This window comes from Rhizobium lentis (assembly GCF_017352135.1).
Taxonomy (GTDB): Bacteria; Pseudomonadota; Alphaproteobacteria; order Rhizobiales; family Rhizobiaceae; genus Rhizobium; species Rhizobium lentis.
The window spans coordinates 4,386,509-4,407,842 of the sequence record NZ_CP071454.1 but is presented as its reverse complement, the minus strand read 5'-3'; the positions used below and the strand labels follow the sequence as shown (position 1 = coordinate 4,407,842).

Below are 21,334 nucleotides of genomic sequence, written 5' to 3'. Positions count from 1 at the left end.
GATCAGGCCTATGATTCTTCATCGGAAAACGTATTTTGAGCGGGACAATGCATACCCGCACAGCGGGAATGGTGTTTAAAAAACTTGCAGTTCTTTCTCGCCGGGGATCGTATTCATCCTGTCGACAGTTGGTTTTGGTCGTCTACTATTTCAGCGCGATTATTTCGAAGCGATATTTCTCAGCGGCAATTCCGGCTGCTGCCAGCAAACTCCGGCGTGAGATCATGGAAAGGTCCCGTCCCATCTCTTTCGTCATCCTTGCTTTCATGCTCCTCGCAGGCGGCGCCTTCTTGCTGGAGCACACCGGCCTCTTTGCCGGTGCACTCCGGACGGAGATCCTGGCGCGGGTGGATGAGGGAGAGGTGGTAAAAGCTACGGGCATTCAAAAATAACCGCGCAAAGGGCGTGCTGTGCAGCAGCCCTTATCCGACACTACGGGCCACCGACCGGGTTGAAGGCCGTTGCTTCACAAACCTCTTCATCTGCCTTCAATGTCACGATCACACAACTATCCCAAATTCAGCTCCTGAAAGAAATCATTGCCCTTGTCGTCGATGACGATGAAGGCGGGGAAATCTTCGACCTCGATCTTCCAGACAGCTTCCATGCCGAGCTCATGATATTCGAGCACTTCGACCTTGCGAATGCAGTCCTTCGCCAGACGGGCGGCGGGTCCGCCGATCGAACCCAGGTAGAAGCCGCCATGTTTCTTGCAGGCCTCGCGTACAGCCCGCGAGCGGTTGCCCTTGGCGAGCATAACCATCGAGCCGCCGAAGGACTGGAACTGGTCGACGTAACTGTCCATGCGGCCGGCTGTCGTCGGGCCGAAGGAGCCGGAGGCATAGCCCGCGGGCGTTTTGGCGGGACCGGCGTAATAGACCGGATGGTTCTTGAGGTAATCGGGCATGCCTTCGCCCTTTTCCAGCCGCTCGCGGATCTTGGCATGGGCGAGGTCGCGGGCGACGATGATGGTGCCGGTCAGCGAAAGGCGCGTCTTGACGGGATGCCTGGAAAGTTCGGCCAGCACTTCGGCCATCGGCTTGTTGAGGTCGATATGTACGGTCGATTCCGACAGTTTCGCCTCGTCGATCTCGGGCATGTATTTCGACGGATCGGTCTCGAGCTGCTCGACGAAAATACCGTCGCGAGTGATCTTACCCTTGGCCTGGCGGTCGGCGGAACAGGAAACGCCGAGGCCGATCGGCAGCGAGGCTCCGTGGCGGGGCAGGCGGATGACGCGGACGTCATGACAGAAATACTTTCCGCCGAACTGCGCGCCGACGCCCATTTGCTGGGTCAGCTTGTGGATTTCCTTCTCCATTTCGACGTCGCGGAAGGCGTGGCCGCTCTCGGAGCCTTCGGTGGGCAGCTCGTCGAGATAACGCGTCGAGGCAAGCTTGACCGTTTTCAGGTTCATCTCGGCCGAGGTGCCGCCGATCACGATCGCCAGATGGTAGGGAGGACAGGCTGCCGTACCCAAGGTCAGGATCTTCTCCTTAAGGAAGTCGATCATCCGGTCGTGGGTCAGAAGCGAGGGCGTTCCCTGATAGAGGAAGGTCTTGTTGGCCGAGCCGCCACCCTTGGCGACGAAGAGGAAGTCGTAAGAATCCGTGCCTTCCTCGTAGATATCGATCTGCGCCGGCAGATTGTTCTTGGTGTTCCTCTCCTCGAACATCTTTATAGGTGCGAGCTGCGAATAGCGCAGGTTCTTCTTCTCATAGGCGTCGAGAACACCCTTGGACAGCGCTGCCGCATCCTCGCCCTCGGTCCAGACCCTGCGGCCCTTCTTGCCCATGATGATCGCCGTTCCGGTATCCTGGCACATGGGCAGGACGCCGCCGGCGGCGATATTGGCATTCTTCAGAAGATCGTAGGCGACGAAGCGGTCGTTGTCGGTTGCCTCGGGATCGTCGAGGATCGCGGCGAGCTGCTTCAGATGGCTGGGGCGCAGCAGGTGATTGATGTCGGCAAAGGCGGTTTCGGCAAGGAGACGCATGCCTTCCGGCTCGACAGTCAGGATTTCCTGGCCCTTGAAGGTATCGACCGAGACGTAATCACCGCTGATCCTGCGATAGGGGGTGGCATCCGCGCCGAGGGGGAAGAGATCGTCAGCCATCGAAGTGACCTTTCTGGAGGGCGAGCGTCGCTAGATTGGAAGCGGTCTAAATCTCCCGCGTGGCAAAAGCAATCAGGATGCGGCAGACTTTGGGGTGAGGGCATGTCGTGTCGCGTTTTGCTGTCGGCACGCTACACACGGTAAGCGAGTGAAAGGTAAGGTGAATTCGAAATCTGCCAGGAGACGGACGACTTCAGGTTGCCTTCTGTGTGAGGCAAGTTCATATTCCCCGCAGCGTTAACCTGCCGGGGCTTCCGATGACAAATGCAAAGCCAACTGCTGTCGACGACCTTCTCGTTTTTTTCGAACACGATTGGATCCGGGGGGATCTGCTGCGCCTCGCCAGCGATCCCGAGGGAGCGGACATGTATGCTCGCTTCGTCAATGGCGTGCGGATCGACGCCAAGCATGGGCCTGACCACGACGATCATAAGGGGCCAGTACGGAACCTTCAAGGTGAAACCCGACGGTCACTTCACGTACGAATTGGACTACACGCTCGACGTCGTGAAGAATTTAGGGAAATACGATCAGCTCATCGAGAAGCTGAGCTACAAGATGTCCGATGGCTCAGGGGGCACCGACCTCGGCGTACTGACCCTTGCGATCGACGGCGTCAACGAGGGCGAAAAATACCACGAAACCCTGGATTTCGACGATATGGGCGTCACGTCAAGGGCGGATAATTTCTCCCTCCCCAATTACCGGGGTTTTGCGCTCGCCGTAAACGGAAGCCACGAAGTGACCCTCCTGAATGGCTTCGTCTACGATACGATCCCGGGCGTGGATGCCATCACCGAGGATGGGTTCAGCGATACCGTTCTATCCCCAGGGTCGGCGCCCGTGACCTTGAAATTGCTCGATGGCGGAGAGTTCACCTTTCAGAGTGTTTCGATCGCCGAATTGTCGGCAGCGCCCTTCCACCTGACGCTCACTGCCCTGAATGACGGGCAGATCGTCTATCAGCAAGAGATCGAGGTCACGGGCCCTAACCTCGAAGTCAATCTCGAAGATATCGAAGAAATACGTTTCGACTTCATGGGCAATTCCGTCGTGATGGACAATTTTTCACTGTTGGTTTGAAGCTTGGCGTAGGGTGCGACGGGGTGCCCTCGGCCGTCCCGGCATGCGGCTGGGTTTATCCGCGTCGGCTGGAAGGAGAGACGGTTACCACAATCTCCCCCTTTCTGTGCTCGTCACAAGAACCCAGTGCGCCTAAGTCCTTGGGAGCGGGAGACCCTTTCCGTTGACGTATTACTTCATTCACGGCGCAGACGCTGCGTGGCTGGATTCCTGTGACATCCCTCGGATCAAGTCCGAGGACAGGAATGAGGGAGGAGAGGTAAGCGCCCCAGCGCCTCACCTCTGCTACCTTGCTTCGGCCCGATCATCGTTTCCGGGCGGACGATCTCGTCATACTCTTCCGACGTCACCAGGCCGCTGGCGAGCGCTTCTTCCTTCAGCGTCGTGCCGTTCTTATGCGCGGTCTTGGCGATCTTGGCGGCGGCGTCGTAACCGATCTTCGGGGCAAGCGCGGTCACCAGCATAAGCGAGCGTTCGAGGCCGGCCTTGATGTTGTCCTCGCGCGCCTCGATGCCGACGACGCAATTATCAGTGAAGGAGACGGCAGCGTCGGCGAGCAGCTGCACCGACTGAAGGAAATTATAGGCCATCATCGGATTGTAGACGTTGAGCTCGAAATGGCCCTGGCTGTCGGCGAAGGTCAATGCGGCGTGATTGCCGAAGATGTGGATGCAGACCTGCGTCAGCGCCTCGCACTGGGTTGGATTGACCTTGCCGGGCATGATGGAAGAGCCGGGCTCGTTTTCCGGCAGTGCCAGCTCGCCGAGACCGGCGCGTGGGCCGGAGCCGAGCAGGCGGATGTCGTTGGCGATCTTGAAGAGAGCGGCAGCCGCCGCATTGATGGCGCCATGGGAAAAAACCATGCTGTCATGCGAAGCGAGTGCCTCGAACTTGTTCGGTGCGGTGACGAAGGGCATGCCGGTGATCTCGGCGATCTCGTCGGCGACCTTTTCGGCAAAGCCAACCGGCGCATTGAGGCCGGTGCCGACGGCGGTGCCGCCCTGGGCAAGCTCGCAGAGACCGGGGAGGGTCATCTCGATGCGCTTGATGGCCGAGCCAACCTGGGCGGCATAACCGGAAAATTCCTGGCCGAGGGTCAGCGGCGTCGCGTCCTGGGTATGAGTGCGGCCGATTTTGATGATGTGGCTGAATTCCGTGACCTTCATGTCGAGGGCGGCATGCAGGTGCTTCAGCGACGGCAACAGGTGATGGGCGATCCGTTCGGCGCAGGCGATATGCATGGCCGTCGGATAGGTATCGTTCGACGACTGGCTCATGTTGACGTGATCGTTCGGATGCACCGGCTTCTTGGAACCCATGACGCCACCGAGCATTTCTATAGCGCGGTTGGAGATTACCTCGTTGGCGTTCATGTTGGACTGGGTCCCGGAGCCGGTCTGCCAGACGACCAGCGGGAAGTGTTCGTCGAGCTTGCCGTCGATCACTTCCTGAGCGGCGTCGACGATCGCCTTGCCGAGCGCTGGGTCGAGCTGACCGAGCGACATGTTGGCGCGGGCGGCGGCCTGTTTGACAATGCCGAGTGCACGCACGATCGACAGCGGCTGCTTTTCCCAGCCGATCTTGAAATTGCCGAGGGAACGCTCGGCCTGGGCGCCCCAATAGCGGTCGGCGGCAACGTCGATAGGACCAAAGGTGTCGGTTTCGGTGCGGGTCGCGGTCATGGTCTTGCCTTTCACACGCTGTTTTCTGGCATCTTCGAAAGATGAGGTCTTATAGGTTGGAAATCCGGACAAGAAAACCAGATGTCGCTCGAAATATGAAAGTGGCGTTCATGTTAAAGCCGGGTGGCGCGTGCCTTTTCGGTCACGCTGGAAATTATATGCATCGGACCGTTTTCGCCGCACTGGTCTGTCAGCGAAAAATCGGTAAAAAATTAACTAATAATTTCATAATTTTGTGTGAACTGCTGTGCGGCGCCGCGCCGGATTTCCGTCACACAGATTTGAGTCCGCCGGCGCTGGCGGCGAAGGCCGGTTTCTGATCAATGAGGCCCTACGCTACTTGAGTTTCGCGGGATTTGAGCTTGAGCCTTTGAGCTCGTGACAAGAACAGCATGACACCGGGACTGGAATATATATGACGTTCGTTTTGAAAGGCGCGGTATCCGCATTGGCAGTTTCCTGCGGTTTGGCAGTCATGAATGCTGCCCCCGCTCATGCCTATACGCTGATGGATATGCTGCGCGGCGACAGGCAGCGGACCCAGAGTACCATTTTCATGGATCAGACGCCCGGCCGACCGGTGCCGCGGGACGCTGCCGGCGGTTCGCTCGGCGGGGTCGATCCCGAGGCGCCGCTGCCGAAAGTGAGCGGACCGCGTTACTACACCTATAAGACCGAAACGCTGCAATTCGTCGATACCAGCAAGTTCGCCGATCCCGTCGTCACCGGTGCGGTTGCCGATGTTTCGCTAGGTGGCGATGCCGGCCAGGAGCCGGTCGTGCAGCGCCGCTTCCTGGCGCAGGCCAAGGTTCGCGCCAATGCCGACGTCGCCAAGGCGCTCGAAGCCTATTATGGCGATAGCCGCAATCCGCTCATCTGGGTCGAGGGCAACCAGATCAACGAGCGCGCCAAGTCGGCGATGGCGACACTTGCCGATGCAGCTTCTGTCGGTCTCGATCCGGCCGATTATGCGCTGCAGACGCCTGACATCGATCCGGCCAATCCCGATCCCGCCGCCCGCGACCGGGCGCTGACGCAATTCGAACTCGATCTCTCGGCTAAGGTGCTCGCCTTCATTCAGGACACGTTGCGCGGCCGCATCGATCCCAACAAGATTTCCGGCTACCACGATTTCCAGCGCAAGGTGGTCAATCTGGCGCCGGTGCTGAAGCTTATCCGCATGAGCCCCAATGTCGGCGCCTACATCGCCAGCCGCTCGCCCGACAGTCCACAATTTGAGGCGCTGAAGGCCGAGCTTGCCAAGCTTCGTGCCGCCGATGGCAGCAACGAGGAGCAGATCGTCATTTCGCTCCAAGGGCTGCTGAAGCCCGGCGACAGTTCACCCGAAGTTGCCAATATCGTCAAGGCGATCCAGAAGCACGGTTCCGAGACGCTGAGGACCGATCATGCGGCGACGCTTGCCGCATATGCCGGCAGCAGCGACTACTCGCCCGATATCGTCGCCCTGGTCGAGGGCTTCCAGAAGGAGCGCGGACTGAAGTCCGACGGCGTTATCGGCCAGGCGACGGTGCGTGCCATGACCGGCGGTGACACCAACGCGTCGAAGATCGACAAGCTCATCGTCGCCCTGGAGCAGGTGCGCTGGCTGCCGGAGGATCTCGGCTCGCGCTACGTCATGATCAACCAGCCGGCCTACATGGCCTACTACCACAATGACGGCAAGGAACAGCTGTCGATGCGCGTGGTGGTCGGCGGCAAGAACAATCAAACCTATTTCTTCAACGACCAGATCGAGACGGTGGAATTCAACCCGTTCTGGGGCGTGCCGCAGTCGATCATCATCAACGAGATGCTGCCGAAGCTGCGCTCGGATCCGAACTATCTCGACCAGCTCGGCTATGAGGTCGAGGTGAACGGCCATGCCGTCGCATCGTCCAGCGTCGATTGGTATGGCTCGACCGACAGTGTGTCGGTGCGCCAGCCGCCCAGCAGCGACAATGCGCTCGGCGAACTCAAGATCCTGTTCCCGAACAGCCATGCGATCTACATGCACGACACACCGTCCAAGAGCTTCTTCAAGCGGGACATGCGGGCTCTGAGCCACGGTTGCGTTCGCCTTGCCAATCCGCGCGCGATGGCCGCCGCGGTGCTCGGCACGACGGTCGACGATGTCGCCAAGCAGATAGCCAGCGGGCAGAACCATGCAGTGAAAGTTCCGCAGAAGATCCCGGTTTACGTCTCCTATTTCACCGCCTGGCCGAACAAGGACGGGGTTGTGGAGTATTTCGATGACGTCTACGGCCGCGACGCTTATGTCGAAAAGGCTTTTGACGCGACGACCAAGGCGCGTGGGGCGCAGATTTGACGTAAGGTTTATTCGCTTATGGAGCGGGCGGTCTTCGGGCCGCCCGTTTCGTACACAAGAAATAAGGGGGAGAAGATATGCCGTGTGGCCCCCTCATCCGCCTGCCGGCACCTTCTCCTGGGTAGAAGAAACGTTGCGGTAATGCCTCGCTCCTGATCAGGCGTTTCATGTGGCTGCAGCCGCGCCGCCACGATCGCAAAGACATCGGTCTGATCGCCAGCCTCAGACCGCGACCTTTGTCGCAAACTCCCGCAACAATCTCTCCACCAGTTCCGGCGTAAGTTCGTCGAAATGCATGATGATCTGATCCGGATCGAGGCTTGAGACCGGTACGTCGGAATAGCCGAAAGGCACGGCGATCGACGGAACTCCGGCATTCTTGGCGACAGCGATGTCGTTGATGCTGTCGCCGATCATCACGGTGCGGGCGATGTCGCCGCCGGCGCGGTCGACGGTGCCGGTCAAGTGGCGGGCGTCGGGTTTGCGGTATTCGAAAGTATCGCCGCCGGTGATAGCGTCGAAATATTGGGTGAGATCGAGCTTGTCGATCAGGCCGAGCGCCAGGCTCTCCATCTTGTTGGTGCAGACGGCGAGGCGGTAACCCGCCGAGCTTAGACGGTCCATCGCGGCGACCAGGCCAGGATAGGGTTCGGTACGGCCGGGCATGTTGCCGGCATAATGGGCGACGAAGCGCTCTACCAGCGGCGGCAGGGCGTCCGCCTCCAGTGGATGACCCCGCAGCCGGCAGGCGCGCTCGATCATCACGCGGGCGCCCTGGCCGACGAGATGGGTGAGGTCGTCATAGCTGACCGGTTCGAGGCCGAGGGCTGCGATCGTATGGTTCAGGCTCTCCACCAAATCCGAGTGAGTGTCGAGAAGGGTGCCGTCGAGATCGAAGACGACGAGCGTCGCGCGAGCAGGTGCAGGGGCCAAGATCTTGCCTCGTTGAGCTGTGGGTCGTCCCAGGTGGCGAAAGCTCATCTGGGGTGACAGGTCATTTCTGGGTAGGCGATCGCGCGGCGGAAAGCAACGTCCGGGTGAGGGCCGGGAAAGCCACAGGCGTTTGTTTCGGCTTTTCATTTTCCGTGATGATTTTGACTTTCGTTTGCCAGACGAGCCGTGTAAACAGCACATCCAACGCAACAATTGGAGCTGGCGGCGCATGGATGCCCGCGAAATGAAGATCAAGGCCGCCGAGGCCGCGCTCGGTCATGTCGAAAGCGGGATGCGTCTCGGCATCGGCACCGGGAGCACGGCGGAAGAATTCGTCCGCCTGCTGGCGGAGAAGGTCGCGGGCGGCTTCAAGGTCGAAGGTGTTCCGACGTCCGAACGAACCGCGCGGCTCTGCGTCGAGCTCGGTGTTCCGCTGAAGTCGCTTGACGAATTGCCGGCACTCGATCTGACGGTCGACGGTGCAGACGAGGTCGATCCGGCGCTCCGGCTGATCAAGGGCGGCGGCGGCGCGCTGCTGCGCGAAAAGATCGTCGCCGCGGCTTCGCAGCGGATGATCGTCATCGCCGATGAGAGCAAGCTGGTCGACACGCTCGGCGCTTACCCGCTGCCGATCGAGGTCAATCCGTTCGGTCTGGTCTCGACTCGGATCGCCATCGAAAAGGTTGCCGCCCGGCTCGGTCTTTCCGGCGAGCTTACCCTGCGCCAGTCCGGTGACGGAGAGTTTACCACGGATGGCGGGCATCACATCATCGATGCATCTTTTGGCCGCATTCCTGATGCAGAGGCGCTTTCGAGCGAGCTGAATTCCATACCCGGCGTCGTCGAACACGGGCTCTTTATCAATATGGCGGCACTTGCGATCATTGCCGGTCCTGCGGGTGCACGCACGCTGCAGGCAAACAGATAACAGGAGCATACACTCATGATGAACATTGCAGGTCTTGGCCGTCTCGCCGCTGCGACCCTCGTTCTTTCCGGGCTTGCCTTCGGCTCCGCCGTCAAGGCGCAGGAGGTCTCCGAGGAGCAGCTGAAGGCGTCTCGAGCCGCGATCGACGCCATCGGCGCCACCGCCCAGTTCGACAATATCCTGCCCGGTCTTGCCGAGCGCCTGAAGGCCGGCCTGATCCAGGATTCGCCGAACTACCAGGATATCATTTCGTCGACGGTCGACGCACAGGCGCTGAAGCTGGCGCCGCGCCGCGGCGATCTCGAAAAGGAGGCGGCGCTGACCTATGCCAAGACCTTCACGATCGACGAGCTGAAAGCGATCGCCGAGTTCTATAATTCCGACGTCGGCAAGAAGCTGCTGCGCGACGGCCCGGTCGCGTCCCGCGAAACGGCGAAGGCTGCCGACATCTGGGCGCAGGGCATTTCCCGCGACCTGGAAAAGCAGAGCAATGCCGAGTTGTCCAAGGTCATCAAGGCCCCGCCGCCGGCAACGGACAGCCCGGTTGCTCCGGCTCCGGCTGCCCAGCAGTAAGGCCTGCCCGTCAGAATTTGCGAAAGCCCGGCATCGTCCGGGCTTTTTTGTTATGATGGCCGGCAAATACCAGTGAAGCTTTGGTGAGGCTACATGTCCGATCATTACGAGGCTGTGCGAGTGCGGATATCAGGCAGGGTCCAAGGTGTCGGTTTTCGCATGTGGACGCGCGATGAGGCGTTGCGGCTGGGGGTAACCGGCTGGGTGCGCAACGAAGCGGACGGATCTGTCTCCGCCTTGATCGCTGGAGCGGATAGTGCGATCACGACGATGATCGAGCGTCTGAGGCGCGGGCCTGCAGGGGCATTGGTCTCAAGCCTCCAGACGGAAGCGGCTCAGCTCGGAAATATGCCGACGGATTTCCGCATCACCGGCTGACAGCGGCAAATCCTCGCGAGCGAAATACGCTCCTGGCGTTCAGTCCCAATCCTTCGAACTCTTGGCCAATTGCCATACACCAGTCTCATCCGGCTCTACGCGCTTGTTACCGCGGTAGAAGATCGGCAGTCCGGTTTTCTTGTCCATGGCAAAGCGGCTTGGCGCGAATTTCTCGCCCTCGTGGCCCTGAATGGCGAGGTTGAGGGCTTCCTTGAACTTGCCGGCTCTGCACAGGTTGGCGAAAAGGGTTTGATCCATCGTTTGCTCCGGCATCCTTTCAGTCTCGTGCATTGCCTGCCAGCCTCCGCCGACGGGGTCAACCGTAAACGGTGACCGAGTGAGCTTCCGATCAAGATTCGGCAACGGAGTACGGGAAGACTGAGGAGCGGGCTTTTGTTTTCACAACGATCGCCCCTATATCAGGAGCGTCCTTCCTGCGATTCCCTTCCGGAGCTCCTCATGTCTTCCTACGACTACGACCTCTTCGTCATCGGCGGCGGTTCTGGAGGCGTGCGGGCTGCACGTGTCGCTGCTTCGCTTGGCAAGAAGGTGGCGATCGCGGAAGAATACCGCTATGGCGGCACATGCGTCATCCGCGGCTGCGTGCCGAAGAAGCTTTTCGTCTATGCCTCGCAGTTCCATGAACATTTCGAAGATGCGGCCGGATTCGGCTGGACCGTCGGCGAAAGCAGCTTCGACTGGAAGAAGCTGGTGGCGGCCAAGGATGCCGAAATCGCGCGGCTGGAAGGCCTCTACAAGAAGGGCCTCGCCGGGGCCAATGCCGAGATCCTGGAAACGCGTGCAGAGTTGGTCGATGCGCATACGATTCGGCTCAAGGAGAGCGGACAGACGGTGACGGCAAAAACGATCGTCATCGCCACCGGCGGTAGGCCGAACCCGCATGTGGCTCTTCCCGGCCACGAGTTCTGCATCTCCTCCAACGAGGCCTTTCATCTCGAAGAGCTGCCGAGATCGATCGTGATATCGGGCGGCGGCTATATCGCCGTCGAGTTCGCCAATATTTTCCACGGTCTCGGCGTCGAGACGACGCTGATCTATCGCGGTGCCGAAATCCTCTCGCGCTTCGATGAGGATTTGAGGCGCGGTCTGCACGAGGCGATGGTCGCCAAGGGAATTCGTATCCTTTGCCACGATGCGCTGCAAAAGGTCTCCAAAGGCGAGGGCGGTCTCACTCTGGAGACGATGAACAATGGCACACTCCAGGCAGGCGCCGTCCTGCTGGCACTCGGGCGCGATCCGAATACCGAGGGCCTCGGCCTTGAGGCGGCCGGCGTCGCCGTCGATGAGCGCGGCGCCATTATCGTCGACGACTATTCCCGCACCAATGTCGAAAACATCTATGCGCTTGGCGATGTCACCAATCGGGTACAGCTGACGCCGGTGGCGATCCACGAGGCCATGTGCTTCATCGAAACCGAATACAAGAACAATCCGACACGACCGGACTACGAGCTGATCCCGACCGCCGTCTTCTCGCAGCCCGAGATCGGCACCGTCGGCCTCTCGGAAGAGGAGGCGGGCAAGCGCTATAGCGAGCTTGAAGTCTACCGCGCCCAGTTCCGGCCGCTGAAAGCGACGCTTTCGGGCCGGCCCGAACGGATGATCATGAAGCTGATCGTCGATGCGGCGAGCCGCAAGGTAGTGGGTGCGCACATCCTCGGCCACGATGCCGGAGAGATGGCGCAGCTGCTCGGCGTGACACTGAAGGCCGGCTGCACCAAGGACGATTTCGATCGGACGATGGCGCTGCATCCGACGGCCGCCGAAGAACTCGTCACCATGTATGCGCCGAGCTATCGCATTCGCGACGGACAGCGCGTCTGAACGCTCTTGGAGCAGATGTGCACTAGCTGGTGATGCGCGGTGCGCGAATGGCCTTGAGGAAAAGCGCCTTCATGGCGTCGGCGATACCTTCGGTCGGCGTCACCTCGAAATAGAGGCCGGGCGAGGCGCATGCCTGCATCTTCGTCGGGATCTCGCTTTGGAAGGGCTTGATCCAGGTGTTGTACCAACTGTTCTTTGGCAGCGGGAGATAGGTGGTATAGAGCACGGCGATCCGAACACCCTTATCCTTCAGCGGCTGGCAGAACGAGGTGTCGATCGGCTCCTGGCAGCGCTTGCCGGTGGGCTTTTTGGTGCAGGTCTTCGGCTTTTCGCTATCGCCGACGCCGTCCGAAACGAAGAACAGGATTTTCTGTGGCGTGGTCGAAGTGCTGCCGTCGCCGGGCGCCGTGATGATGGTCTTCATCTGGGTCAGCGCATTGTCGAAGCTCGTCTGTTGGTCGTTGTTGTAGCCCTGATATGGAATGGTCATCAGATCGACTGCATCGGTGTAGATGCGCACTTGGTCGAGATTGTCCGTCGGCTCGGATATGGTCGTCAGTTTGGCGTCTTCGGCCTTCGTGCCGAAGGTGTAGACGCCCATGCGGAACTGGTTGTTGGAAACGCGCGTGGTCTTGGCGGTCTGCGTCAGTTCCTTGGTCGCCTGGCGCACGACGTCGATGCGCATGCTGACGCCGAGTTTCTTGGCGAGATTGTAGTAATTGTTGCTGTTCTGCGTCTCGTGGCAGGCGAAGGCGCAGCTGTCGCTGGTATTCTTTTCCATCGTCGCGACGTCGCTCGCGGTGGCGCCGACGCCCATGGAAGGCGTGTTGTCGAGGAGGATGTAGAAATCCATGAAGGAGGCGGTCTGATACTCGGCCGTTGCAGTGCCGGAGATCGTGATCGAATCCTTGCCGAAAACCCGCATGAAAGTGGTGGGCATGGTTGCGCTGAAGGAAACCTGCGAATGCAGCTTATTGGTTGCCTTGGTGACGTCGATGCCGAGATCGACGTCAATCTCGGACAGCTCTCCCGACACCTGGGACATGAAGATATCGCGGGCATCGCTTTTCCCGAGCGAGATCGTGCCGTTACCGCTCATCGTCATGGCGGCTGCCACGGCGCCGGATTTTTCGGCGATCGAGCCGACGGCGGCGGCATCGGCGGCGGCGTAGAGCTGCGTCCTCAAGCTCAGTGCGTGGGCGAAATCTACTGCCATGCCTGCCGTGCCGAGGAGCGGCACCATCAGCAATGCGGTCATGATGCCGAAATTGCCCGAGCGGTCCGAGATGAAACGCGGCGGAAGGATCGCCATGACATGTCCCCAAAACGATGAAATTCCGCTCGGTTCTACATTCAAAGTCTAAAATATGGGGAAATCGACATGGTATATTCTGGTTTAACCGGGGGAATGCGGACTGTAGGGCGGGGCGATGACCTTCGGCGATTGGCCTTTGCAAGGCTGATCTAAAAGTCTATAAGCCGCCGGATATTAAGACAGGGCATCCTAGGGCGGATGTGAATGAGGTGAGTGAGATGGCAGAGAATTGGACCCCGAGCAGCTGGCGGCAAAAACCGATCCTGCAGGTTCCCGAATATCCTGATGCAGCCGCTTTGGCGGCAACGGAAGCCACGCTCGCCAGCTATCCGCCGCTCGTCTTCGCCGGTGAGGCGCGCCGCCTGAAGAAGCATCTCGCCAATGTCGCCGAAGGCAACGGCTTCCTGCTGCAGGGCGGCGACTGTGCCGAGAGCTTCGCTGAACACGGCGCCGACAATATCCGCGACTTCTTCCGCGCTTTCCTGCAAATGGCCGTCGTGCTGACCTTCGGCGCGCAGTTGCCGGTCGTCAAGGTCGGCCGCATCGCCGGCCAGTTCGCCAAGCCGCGTTCGTCGAATGTCGAGAAGCAGGGCGATGTCACGCTGCCGGCCTATCGCGGCGACATTATCAACGGCATCGAGTTCACCGAGGAGTCGCGCATTCCGAATCCGGAACGCCAGGCCATGGCCTATCGCCAGTCGGCCGCGACGCTGAACCTTCTGCGCGCCTTCGCGATGGGCGGTTACGCCAACCTCGAAAACGTGCATCAGTGGATGCTCGGCTTCGTCAAGGACAGTCCGCAGGGCGAGCGCTACCGCAAGCTTGCCGACCGCATCAGCGAGACCATGGATTTCATGAAGGCGATCGGCATCACTTCGGAAAACCATCCGAGCCTGCGCGAGACCGATTTCTTCACCAGCCATGAGGCGCTGCTGCTCGGCTACGAGGAGGCGCTAACCCGCGTCGATTCCACCTCGGGCGATTGGTATGCCACATCAGGCCATATGATCTGGATCGGCGACCGCACGCGCCAGGCCGATCACGCGCATATCGAATATTGCCGTGGCATCAAGAACCCGATCGGCCTGAAATGCGGCCCGTCGCTGCAGGCCGATGATCTGCTGCAGCTGATCGACATCCTGAATCCCGGCAACGAAGCCGGGCGTCTGACACTGATCTGCCGCTTCGGCCACGAGAAAGTCGCCGAGAACCTGCCGCGTCTCATCCGCGCCGTCGAGCGCGAAGGCCGCAAGGTCGTCTGGTCGTGCGACCCGATGCACGGCAACACGATTACGCTCAACAACTACAAGACCCGTCCTTTCGAGCGGATCCTGTCGGAAGTCGAAAGCTTCTTCCAGATCCACCGCGCCGAAGGCACGCATCCCGGTGGTATCCATGTCGAAATGACCGGCAAGGATGTGACGGAATGCACCGGCGGCGCCCGCGCTGTCACTGCCGACGACCTGCAGGACCGCTACCACACCCATTGCGATCCGCGCCTCAACTCCGACCAGGCGCTCGAGCTCGCCTTCCTGCTTGCCGAGCGCATGAAGGGCGGCCGCGACGAGAAGCGCCTGGTTGCCAACGGCTGAGACGGGGCCGGAAACGGATAAGGAAAACCCGGCGCGACGCCGGGTTTTTTATTGCCTCTAGATACTCGCCTGAACGCTGTGCAGGTTGGCGTAGACGCCTCCTTGCGCCATCAGGTCGTCATGAGTGCCCTGTTCGGCGATGCCGTCGGCCGTCAGGACCAGGATGCGATCGGCATGGCGGACGGTCGACAGGCGGTGGGCGATGACGAGGGTAGTGCGACCGTTCGCCAGGCTGAGCAGTGCCTGCTGCACCGCCCGTTCGCTCTCGTTGTCGAGCGCGCTGGTCGCCTCGTCAAAGATCAGGATCTCCGGATCTTTGAGGAAGGCGCGGGCGATGGTGATGCGCTGGCGCTGGCCGCCCGAGAGCTTGACGCCGCGCTGGCCGATATCGGTGTCATAACCGTGGGGCAGGGCCATGATGAAGTCGTGCGCGTTGGCAGCACGCGCAGCCGCTTCCAACTCGGCGTCGCTGGCGCCGGGTCTGCCGTAGCGCAGGTTTTCCGCAACGGTGCCGGCAAAAAGATAGACATCCTGCTGCACCACCCCGACATGGCGCCGGAGCGAGGCCAGCGTCACGTCGCGGATATCGGTGCCGTCAACACGGATCGCCCCCGCCTCGACATCGTAGAAGCGCGGTATGAGCGCGCAGAGCGTGCTCTTGCCGACCCCCGAAGGACCGACCAAGGCAACGAATTCTCCGGGGGCGATAGTGAGGGAAAGTCGCTCCAGCACCCGCGGACCATCGGCCTCGTAGCCGAAGGCGACGTCGGAAAAACTGATCTCGCCTTTTGGCGCCGGCATCGGACGGGCGTCCGGTCGATCGGTGATATCGGGATCGATTTCCAGGATCTCCATGGCCCTGATGAAGCCGGTATAGCCCTCCTGCCAGAGGCGCACAAAATTGGCGAGCCGCTGCACGGGATCGACCAGCACACCGACGCAGAGCAGGAAGGTCAGCATATCCGGGACGGTCAGGTCCGCCGTCAGGATGCGCAGGCCTCCCGCGACGATCACCAATATGGTGACGAGCTGGGCGAAACTTTCCGTGCCGACCGAAAACCAGGCTTCGCTGCGGTAGCCGTCGGCGCGGCTTTGCAGGAAGCGCTGGTTCTGCTCGGCGAAGCGCTCTCTTTCCAGCGCCTCGTTGGCGAAAGACTGGACGACGCGGATGCCCGCAAGCGCATCCTCGACGCGCTCGTTGACGGCGGCGATCTGCCGTTTGCTGGTTTCGAGTGCGCGGTTCATGCGCCGGTTGAAATAGAGCGCATAGATCACCGCTACGGGCGTGAGCAGCAGGATGAGAGTCGCCAACAGCGGGTCGATGAAGAACAAGACCAGCATGGCGCCGCCATATTTCAGTATGGCGATGGAGATATCCTCGGGGCCGTGATGAAAGAGCTCGCCCAGCCACAGGGAGTCATTGGTGATGCGGCTCATCAACTGTCCGGTGCGCTGGCGGTCGTAGAAGCTGAACGAGAGTTTCTGGCAGTGCTCGAAAAGTTCCTGCCGCACCGTCGCCTCGATGCGGGCTCCCATGACGTGGCCGCGATAATCGACGAAGAAGATCGCGACTATCTGGACGGCCAGAACGGCGAGCATCACACCGCCCATCGCAAGGATCTGAGCGAAAGCCTCCGGGGCATCCGGCAGAGCGAGAAGACGGCTGGTGACGATGTTGGCGCAGAGCGGCAACGCCACGGCGGTGCCGGCGACGAGGACGGCGCAAAGCAGATCCGCCAGCAGCAAAGGCAGATGCGGGCGATAGTAGGAGAGGAATTTGCGCATGCGCGACCAGCGCCGCTCGCGGCCGACGGCGTTTGAATCGTTGCGGAAGAAATTCAGGAAAAGGTTATGACGGCGCGAGCTTTTCCTCGCGCGGGAGAACCGAATATTCATGAGGCAGAATGTCCTTGTGGGCGATGTTTCCTTTCTGTTTGGACAGGGTCGCTCTCATGTCAGTCTCCCAACGGTTGAATAAATTGAGCCTGTAGTATCACCGATAACAGCTTCCGGTTCAACGCGGCGACGCGAGGAGATCGGCAGGTGTTGTCGAGGGGCAACAGCTTCGGGTCATCAAGCTTTCGGCATGCCGTCCGGCCTCAGGTGCTTCTTCTGGGCTGCGATTCGAAAAATCGCATTGGCCGCTCCGTAGCCTGCATAGCCCCGACGCTGTACGATCTCGAAGAAGAAACCCTCGCCGAACGTCGGGCTATAGAGCTGGAAATACTCTCCGTGCTCGTCCCGGTCGTACAGGATATTTTCCGCCTTCAGCCGATCGCTGAGTTGCGTATCCAATCCGAAGCGCGCTTCGAGGTCGTCATAGTAATTCGGCGAAATCGCGAGTGGTTTGAAACCGTTCTGCCGCAGGCTGGCTGCTGTCGCGAAAATATCGTCGGTATGGAACGCAAGGTGTTGCACGCCGGAGCCGAACGTCTCGGCCATGAAATGGCCAGCCAGCGTACGCCTGTTTTCCGCGCCGTTCAGCGTAATGCGCAGCAAGCCTGATGCATTTTCGACCACCTGACTGCGTACCACTCCGGCGGGATCTATGATGTCGACCATCGGCGTTTTCTGCGCTTCGAAGATCGCGGTGTAGAATAGGAGCCAGGTCGGCATCTCGTCATAGGCGACCGTCTGCGCAACGTGGTCTATATGGAGCAGATGGGCGGAAACGACCTCGGTTTCGTCTTCAACGGGCAAAAAATCGATTTCCGAAAACCGGCCGAGATTGCTTTTGTCATCTATCAGGTAGATCACCCCTCCGCCTACGCCGCGGATTGCCGGGATTTCCACCTCGCCCGGCACGACCGGTTGGCAGAAGGGCTCCGCGTCGAGGGCGACGGCCCGTTCGAGAGCATTCGTGGCATCGTCGACCACCAGCGCGAGCGCATAAGCGGACGTTCCATGGATGGCAAATGAGGAGCCGGCAAAACCATGTCGATCCGTATTGATGATGAGACGTATATCGCCTTGCCGGTAAAGGCTTACGTCCTTGCTCCGATGGACGGCCTCCTTTTGGAAGCCTAAGGTTTCCAACATGCGGACAAGGTCGGCTGCCTCTTCCTCGTCTGCCGAAAATTCCACGAAGGCAATGCCATTGACGATGGCGCGCGGTGGCATCGGCTGTATCGACAGATCTGGGACGGCGCGTGCACGCCGGACCTGATCGGCAAGATAGATCAGCGAACGATGTCCGTCCGTGGCGATCGAGCGCGTGGAGCCTCCGCGGAACTGGTCGTTGAATATTTCCAGAGAAAAGTAGCCGTCATAGCCAGTATCGGCGACGGCGGCTGCGAACGCCGCAACAGGGAGATCCCCTTCGCCTGGCATGTTGCGGAAATGCCGGCTCCAATAAAGCAGATCCATATCGATCAAGGGCGCATCGGCAAGCTGCACCATGAAGAGCTTTTCCTTGGGAATCGATCGGATCGAGTTGATATCGACCTTGCGCGAAAGCGTGTGGAAACTGTCGAGGATCAGGCCGACATTCGGATGATCGGCCCTGCGTACGATTTCCCAAGCATCCCGATGATCGTTGATGTGCTTTCCCCAGGCGAGGGCTTCGTATCCGACTTTCAAGCCACGCTTGGCCGCCCGCTCGCCGAGCTCGTGAAAATCTGCCGCTGCCCGATCGATGCCGCCGAGTGCGGCGGAAGAAACATTGGAGCAAACGAGGATTAATTCGGTTGCGAGTTGCTGCATCACGTCGAATTTGCGCTCGGCGCGGTCGAAGGTGCGGCTGCGGAGGGGCTCGGGCATGCCCTCGAAATCACGGAAAGGCTGAAAGAGCGTGATCTCCAGTCCGTGGTCGCGGACCATCCTGCCGACATCCGCAGGGCTCCCATCGAAGGCCAAGAAGTCATTTTCGAAGACTTCCACGCCGTCGAAGCCCGCTCTGGCGATCGCCTCCAGCTTTTCCGGGAGTTCGCCGCTGGTCGATACTGTCGCAATCGAAGTTTTCATGGGGCAACTCCACTAGCAGCCAATCACCTTGCCCTTCGGATCCTAGTTCCACAGCGTTGGAGCCAGGAAATCCATCCACCAAAGCCGCCGGCTCGCGCCGCACCGGATCGGGCAGTCACCCAAGCTTGCGACGACGCCTAGCGCTTCAATGTGCATGTTCGGTCTCGATGTGGCCGCCGAGGAAGAGCTGGCCGACGCGCGGGTCGGCGAGCAGGGCGGTCGCCTTGTCGTGCATGCGGGTCTGACCGAGCTCGAGGACGAGGCCGTAATCCGACATGGCAAGCGCCGATTTGGCGTTCTGCTCCACCATCAGGATGGTAACGCCCTGGTCGCGCAACCGGATCAGGGTCTGGAAGACCTCTTGCACGAGATTGGGCGACAGGCCGATGGAAGGCTCGTCGATCAGGATCAGCTTCGGGTCGAGCAGGAGGGCACGAGCCACCTCCAACTGCTTCTGTTGCCCGCCGGACAGTTCGATGGCCTTGCGGTTGCTGAACTTGCGCAGCATGGGGAACTGGTCCATCACCATGTCGATGCGCTGGCGCACTTTCGCTTGGTCGCTTGCGGTAATGCCGCCGAGCTCCAGATTGTGGTAGACCGAGAGCTGCGGGACGACGTTGCGTCCCTGCGGAACGTAGGTGACGCCGTGGGCGATCATCTGGCGCGGCGTTTGCCGGGTCACATCCTTGCCGTCGAGCAGGATCTGGCCCGAATGAATGTTCAGGAGGCCGAAAATCGCCTTGAAGACGGTCGACTTGCCGGCGCCGTTCGGCCCGATGACGGTTGTGATGGACGCCTTCGGGATCGAGAACGACACGCCGTTCAGGATGGTGATCTTGCCGTAGCCGCCTTGGATGTTTTTCAGTTCAAGCATTTTCAGCCTCCGAGATAGGCGTCGATGACGGTCTGGTTCGACCGGATTTCGTCCGGCGTGCCTTCTGCGATGATGCTGCCTTCGGCGAGAACGATGATGCGGGAGCACAGGCTCATTACGAACTCCATATTGTGCTCGATGACGACGAATGTCGTTCCGTGTTCGGCATTGTAGGCGATGAGCCGATCCTTGAGATTGGCGAGCATCGTCAGGTTGACACCGCCGGCCGGCTCGTCGAGCAGGACCAGGCTCGGCCCCGCCATGAAGGCCATGGCGGCGTCGACCAATTTCTGCTGGCCGTATGAAAGAGAGCCGGCTAGCGTGTCTTTCAGGTGACCGAGACGGAAGAAGGAGATCATCCTTTCAGCTTCCGCCGTCAGGCCGGCATCACCCGGTCCGAAGAGGCGCGACAGCATCGTGCCGTGATGTTCCTGTCCGGCAAGGATGATATTGTCCAGCACAGACATTTTCGGAAAGACCGAAAGCTGCTGGAATGTGCGCCCGACCCCGAGCTTGTTGAGGTCGGAGGCGCGCATGCCGGAGACGTTCCTGCCGTTGACGGCCACATCGCCGGTATCCGGGGTCAATTGGCCGAGGATGCAGTTGAAGAGCGTCGACTTGCCCGACCCGTTCGGGCCGATCAGCCCCAGGATTTCGCCTTTGCCGACTTCGAAGGAAACATTGTCGACGGCGCGGATTCCGCCGAAGCTCTTGCCGATATTGCGAACGGAGAGAATGGGCGCGTTCATTTCAGGCTTGCTCCTTCGGCCATGTCTGCACGGACCTGCTTTTTCGGCCAGAGTTTTGCGCGGATCCTGGCGCCGACGCCGATCAGTCCTGAGGGGACGAAAATGAGCATGACGATGACCAGCGCCGAATAGATGATGAGATAATATCCTTCGGTGAAGCGCAGGACCTCCGGAAGCAGAATGACGACGCCCGCTCCCACCAGCGGCCCAAAGAAATATCCCGCGCCGCCGACGATGACCATCAGCAGGATGCGTAGGGAATGCGCGAGCGCGAAGGAGCCGGGTTCGATGAACTGCACGAGGGGGGTGATCAAGGCTCCAGCCAGCCCGCCATAGGCTGAGCCGATCGCGAAGGCGAGCAGGGTGATGCGGCGAGTGTCGACGCCGAGGCTCTCGGCGCGTACGGGATTTTCACGCAACGCCTTGAAGGCGCGTCCCCACGGCGAGCGAACGATACCCCACATGGCGAGTGCTGCGAGCACCGTGACGGCAAGCGTGAAATAGTAGAACGGCAGCTGCTTCATCGTCGAGAACAGCCCGAAGTCCGGACGCGGCATGCCGACGAGACCAATGCTGCCGCCGGTCAGCCAATCCTCGTTCCTGAGGACGAGGAAGACGAGCGTGTTGAAGGCGAGCGTCACGAACGCCAGGAAGTGACCCTTGACGCGTAGCGCCGGATAGCCGAGCAGCAGACCGACGACGAAGCATGCGAAGAGAGCCAGCGGCATCGCCACGATCCAGTGCCAGCCGGCCAGCGTCAGCAGCGCGGTGATATAGGCGCCGATCGCCATGAACGAGGCTTGCGCCAGCGAAATCTGGCCAGCATAGCCGAGCGTCAAATTCAATCCCATGGAGGCGATGGTAAAGATCATCCACGAGGTCAGCACATAGATGATGTAGTTCTTGTGGCCGATCGGCGCGGCGATGGCGAGCGCCAAGAGCGCGATGATTATGAGCAAGCGCAATTTGGGAGTCAT

General features: G+C 60.3%; 17 protein-coding genes and 1 pseudogene. 8 read left to right on the top strand and 10 right to left on the bottom strand.

The features are described 5' to 3' along the window. Positions 1–47: 47 nt before the first annotated feature. Entirely contained in the window at positions 48–392 is a 345-nt protein-coding gene (locus J0663_RS21525; RefSeq protein ID WP_207244575.1) for a hypothetical protein, read from the top strand. Positions 393–508: 116 nt separating this feature from the next. On the opposite strand, the gene J0663_RS21520 is transcribed toward J0663_RS21525, so the two are convergent. Beyond that, the gene (locus J0663_RS21520; RefSeq protein ID WP_207242361.1) at positions 509–2,116 is read right to left on the bottom strand and encodes a fumarate hydratase; all 1,608 of its coding nucleotides are present in this window, start codon (positions 2,114–2,116) and stop codon (positions 509–511) included. A 257-nt stretch (positions 2,117–2,373) separates the two neighbouring features. Here J0663_RS21520 and J0663_RS21515 point away from each other — a divergent pair. Beyond that, positions 2,374–3,199, top strand: a pseudogene (locus tag J0663_RS21515) (VCBS domain-containing protein). 227 nt (positions 3,200–3,426) lie between these two features. Here J0663_RS21515 and fumC read toward each other — a convergent pair. Beyond that, positions 3,427–4,881, bottom strand: a complete 1,455-nt coding sequence (gene fumC / locus J0663_RS21510; RefSeq protein WP_246590411.1) for a class II fumarate hydratase — start codon at positions 4,879–4,881, stop codon at positions 3,427–3,429. Between the two features lie 415 nt (positions 4,882–5,296). Here fumC and J0663_RS21505 point away from each other — a divergent pair, with 415 nt between their 5' ends. Then, positions 5,297–7,207, top strand: coding sequence for a L,D-transpeptidase family protein (locus tag J0663_RS21505; protein WP_207242360.1), 1,911 nt, complete (start codon positions 5,297–5,299; stop codon positions 7,205–7,207). 222 nt (positions 7,208–7,429) lie between these two features. Here the strand turns inward: J0663_RS21505 and J0663_RS21500 are convergent, their stop codons facing one another. Then, positions 7,430–8,140 (bottom strand): HAD family hydrolase, encoded by a 711-nt coding sequence (locus J0663_RS21500; RefSeq protein ID WP_207242359.1) that lies wholly within the window; start codon positions 8,138–8,140, stop codon positions 7,430–7,432. A gap of 229 nt (positions 8,141–8,369) precedes the next feature. Between J0663_RS21500 and rpiA the strand changes: the two genes are divergently transcribed. The 3 genes from rpiA (at position 8,370) to J0663_RS21485 (ending at position 10,019) form a co-directional block, all read left to right on the top strand. After that, positions 8,370–9,068, top strand: coding sequence for a ribose-5-phosphate isomerase RpiA (rpiA, locus tag J0663_RS21495; RefSeq protein WP_207242358.1), 699 nt, complete (start codon positions 8,370–8,372; stop codon positions 9,066–9,068). Between the two features lie 15 nt (positions 9,069–9,083). After that, a complete protein-coding gene (locus J0663_RS21490) occupies positions 9,084–9,641 on the top strand; it encodes a DUF2059 domain-containing protein (protein ID WP_207242357.1) in 558 nt (185 codons plus the stop codon). A 93-nt stretch (positions 9,642–9,734) separates the two neighbouring features. After that, positions 9,735–10,019 (top strand): acylphosphatase, encoded by a 285-nt coding sequence (locus J0663_RS21485; RefSeq protein WP_207242356.1) that lies wholly within the window; start codon positions 9,735–9,737, stop codon positions 10,017–10,019. Positions 10,020–10,058: 39 nt separating this feature from the next. Here the strand turns inward: J0663_RS21485 and J0663_RS21480 are convergent, their stop codons facing one another. Continuing rightward, positions 10,059–10,277 (bottom strand): hypothetical protein, encoded by a 219-nt coding sequence (locus J0663_RS21480; protein WP_246590330.1) that lies wholly within the window; start codon positions 10,275–10,277, stop codon positions 10,059–10,061. Positions 10,278–10,478: 201 nt separating this feature from the next. Between J0663_RS21480 and gor the strand changes: the two genes are divergently transcribed. Further along, entirely contained in the window at positions 10,479–11,864 is a 1,386-nt protein-coding gene (gene gor, locus J0663_RS21475) for a glutathione-disulfide reductase (protein ID WP_207242355.1), read from the top strand. Positions 11,865–11,886: 22 nt separating this feature from the next. Here gor and J0663_RS21470 read toward each other — a convergent pair whose 3' ends face one another. Beyond that, positions 11,887–13,176 (bottom strand): vWA domain-containing protein, encoded by a 1,290-nt coding sequence (locus J0663_RS21470; protein WP_207242354.1) that lies wholly within the window; start codon positions 13,174–13,176, stop codon positions 11,887–11,889. Positions 13,177–13,397: 221 nt separating this feature from the next. Here J0663_RS21470 and J0663_RS21465 point away from each other — a divergent pair, with 221 nt between their 5' ends. Further along, complete coding sequence (locus tag J0663_RS21465; RefSeq protein WP_207242353.1) at positions 13,398–14,771, top strand: class II 3-deoxy-7-phosphoheptulonate synthase; 1,374 nt, start codon at positions 13,398–13,400, stop codon at positions 14,769–14,771. A gap of 57 nt (positions 14,772–14,828) precedes the next feature. Here J0663_RS21465 and J0663_RS21460 read toward each other — a convergent pair whose 3' ends face one another. The 5 genes from J0663_RS21460 to J0663_RS21440 form a co-directional block, all read right to left on the bottom strand. Further along, positions 14,829–16,667, bottom strand: coding sequence for an ABC transporter ATP-binding protein (locus J0663_RS21460; RefSeq protein WP_207242352.1), 1,839 nt, complete (start codon positions 16,665–16,667; stop codon positions 14,829–14,831). A 177-nt stretch (positions 16,668–16,844) separates the two neighbouring features. Beyond that, the gene (locus J0663_RS21455) at positions 16,845–18,734 is read right to left on the bottom strand and encodes a bifunctional sugar phosphate isomerase/epimerase/4-hydroxyphenylpyruvate dioxygenase family protein (protein WP_207242351.1); all 1,890 of its coding nucleotides are present in this window, start codon (positions 18,732–18,734) and stop codon (positions 16,845–16,847) included. A 145-nt stretch (positions 18,735–18,879) separates the two neighbouring features. Next, complete coding sequence (locus J0663_RS21450) at positions 18,880–19,608, bottom strand: ABC transporter ATP-binding protein (RefSeq protein WP_207242350.1); 729 nt, start codon at positions 19,606–19,608, stop codon at positions 18,880–18,882. A gap of 2 nt (positions 19,609–19,610) precedes the next feature. Next, positions 19,611–20,357 (bottom strand): ABC transporter ATP-binding protein, encoded by a 747-nt coding sequence (locus tag J0663_RS21445; protein ID WP_207242349.1) that lies wholly within the window; start codon positions 20,355–20,357, stop codon positions 19,611–19,613. Further along, positions 20,354–21,334: a branched-chain amino acid ABC transporter permease gene (locus J0663_RS21440; protein ID WP_207244564.1), complete on the bottom strand. Its 981-nt coding sequence runs from the start codon at positions 21,332–21,334 to the stop codon at positions 20,354–20,356. The genes J0663_RS21445 and J0663_RS21440 overlap by 4 nt, the downstream gene beginning before the upstream one ends.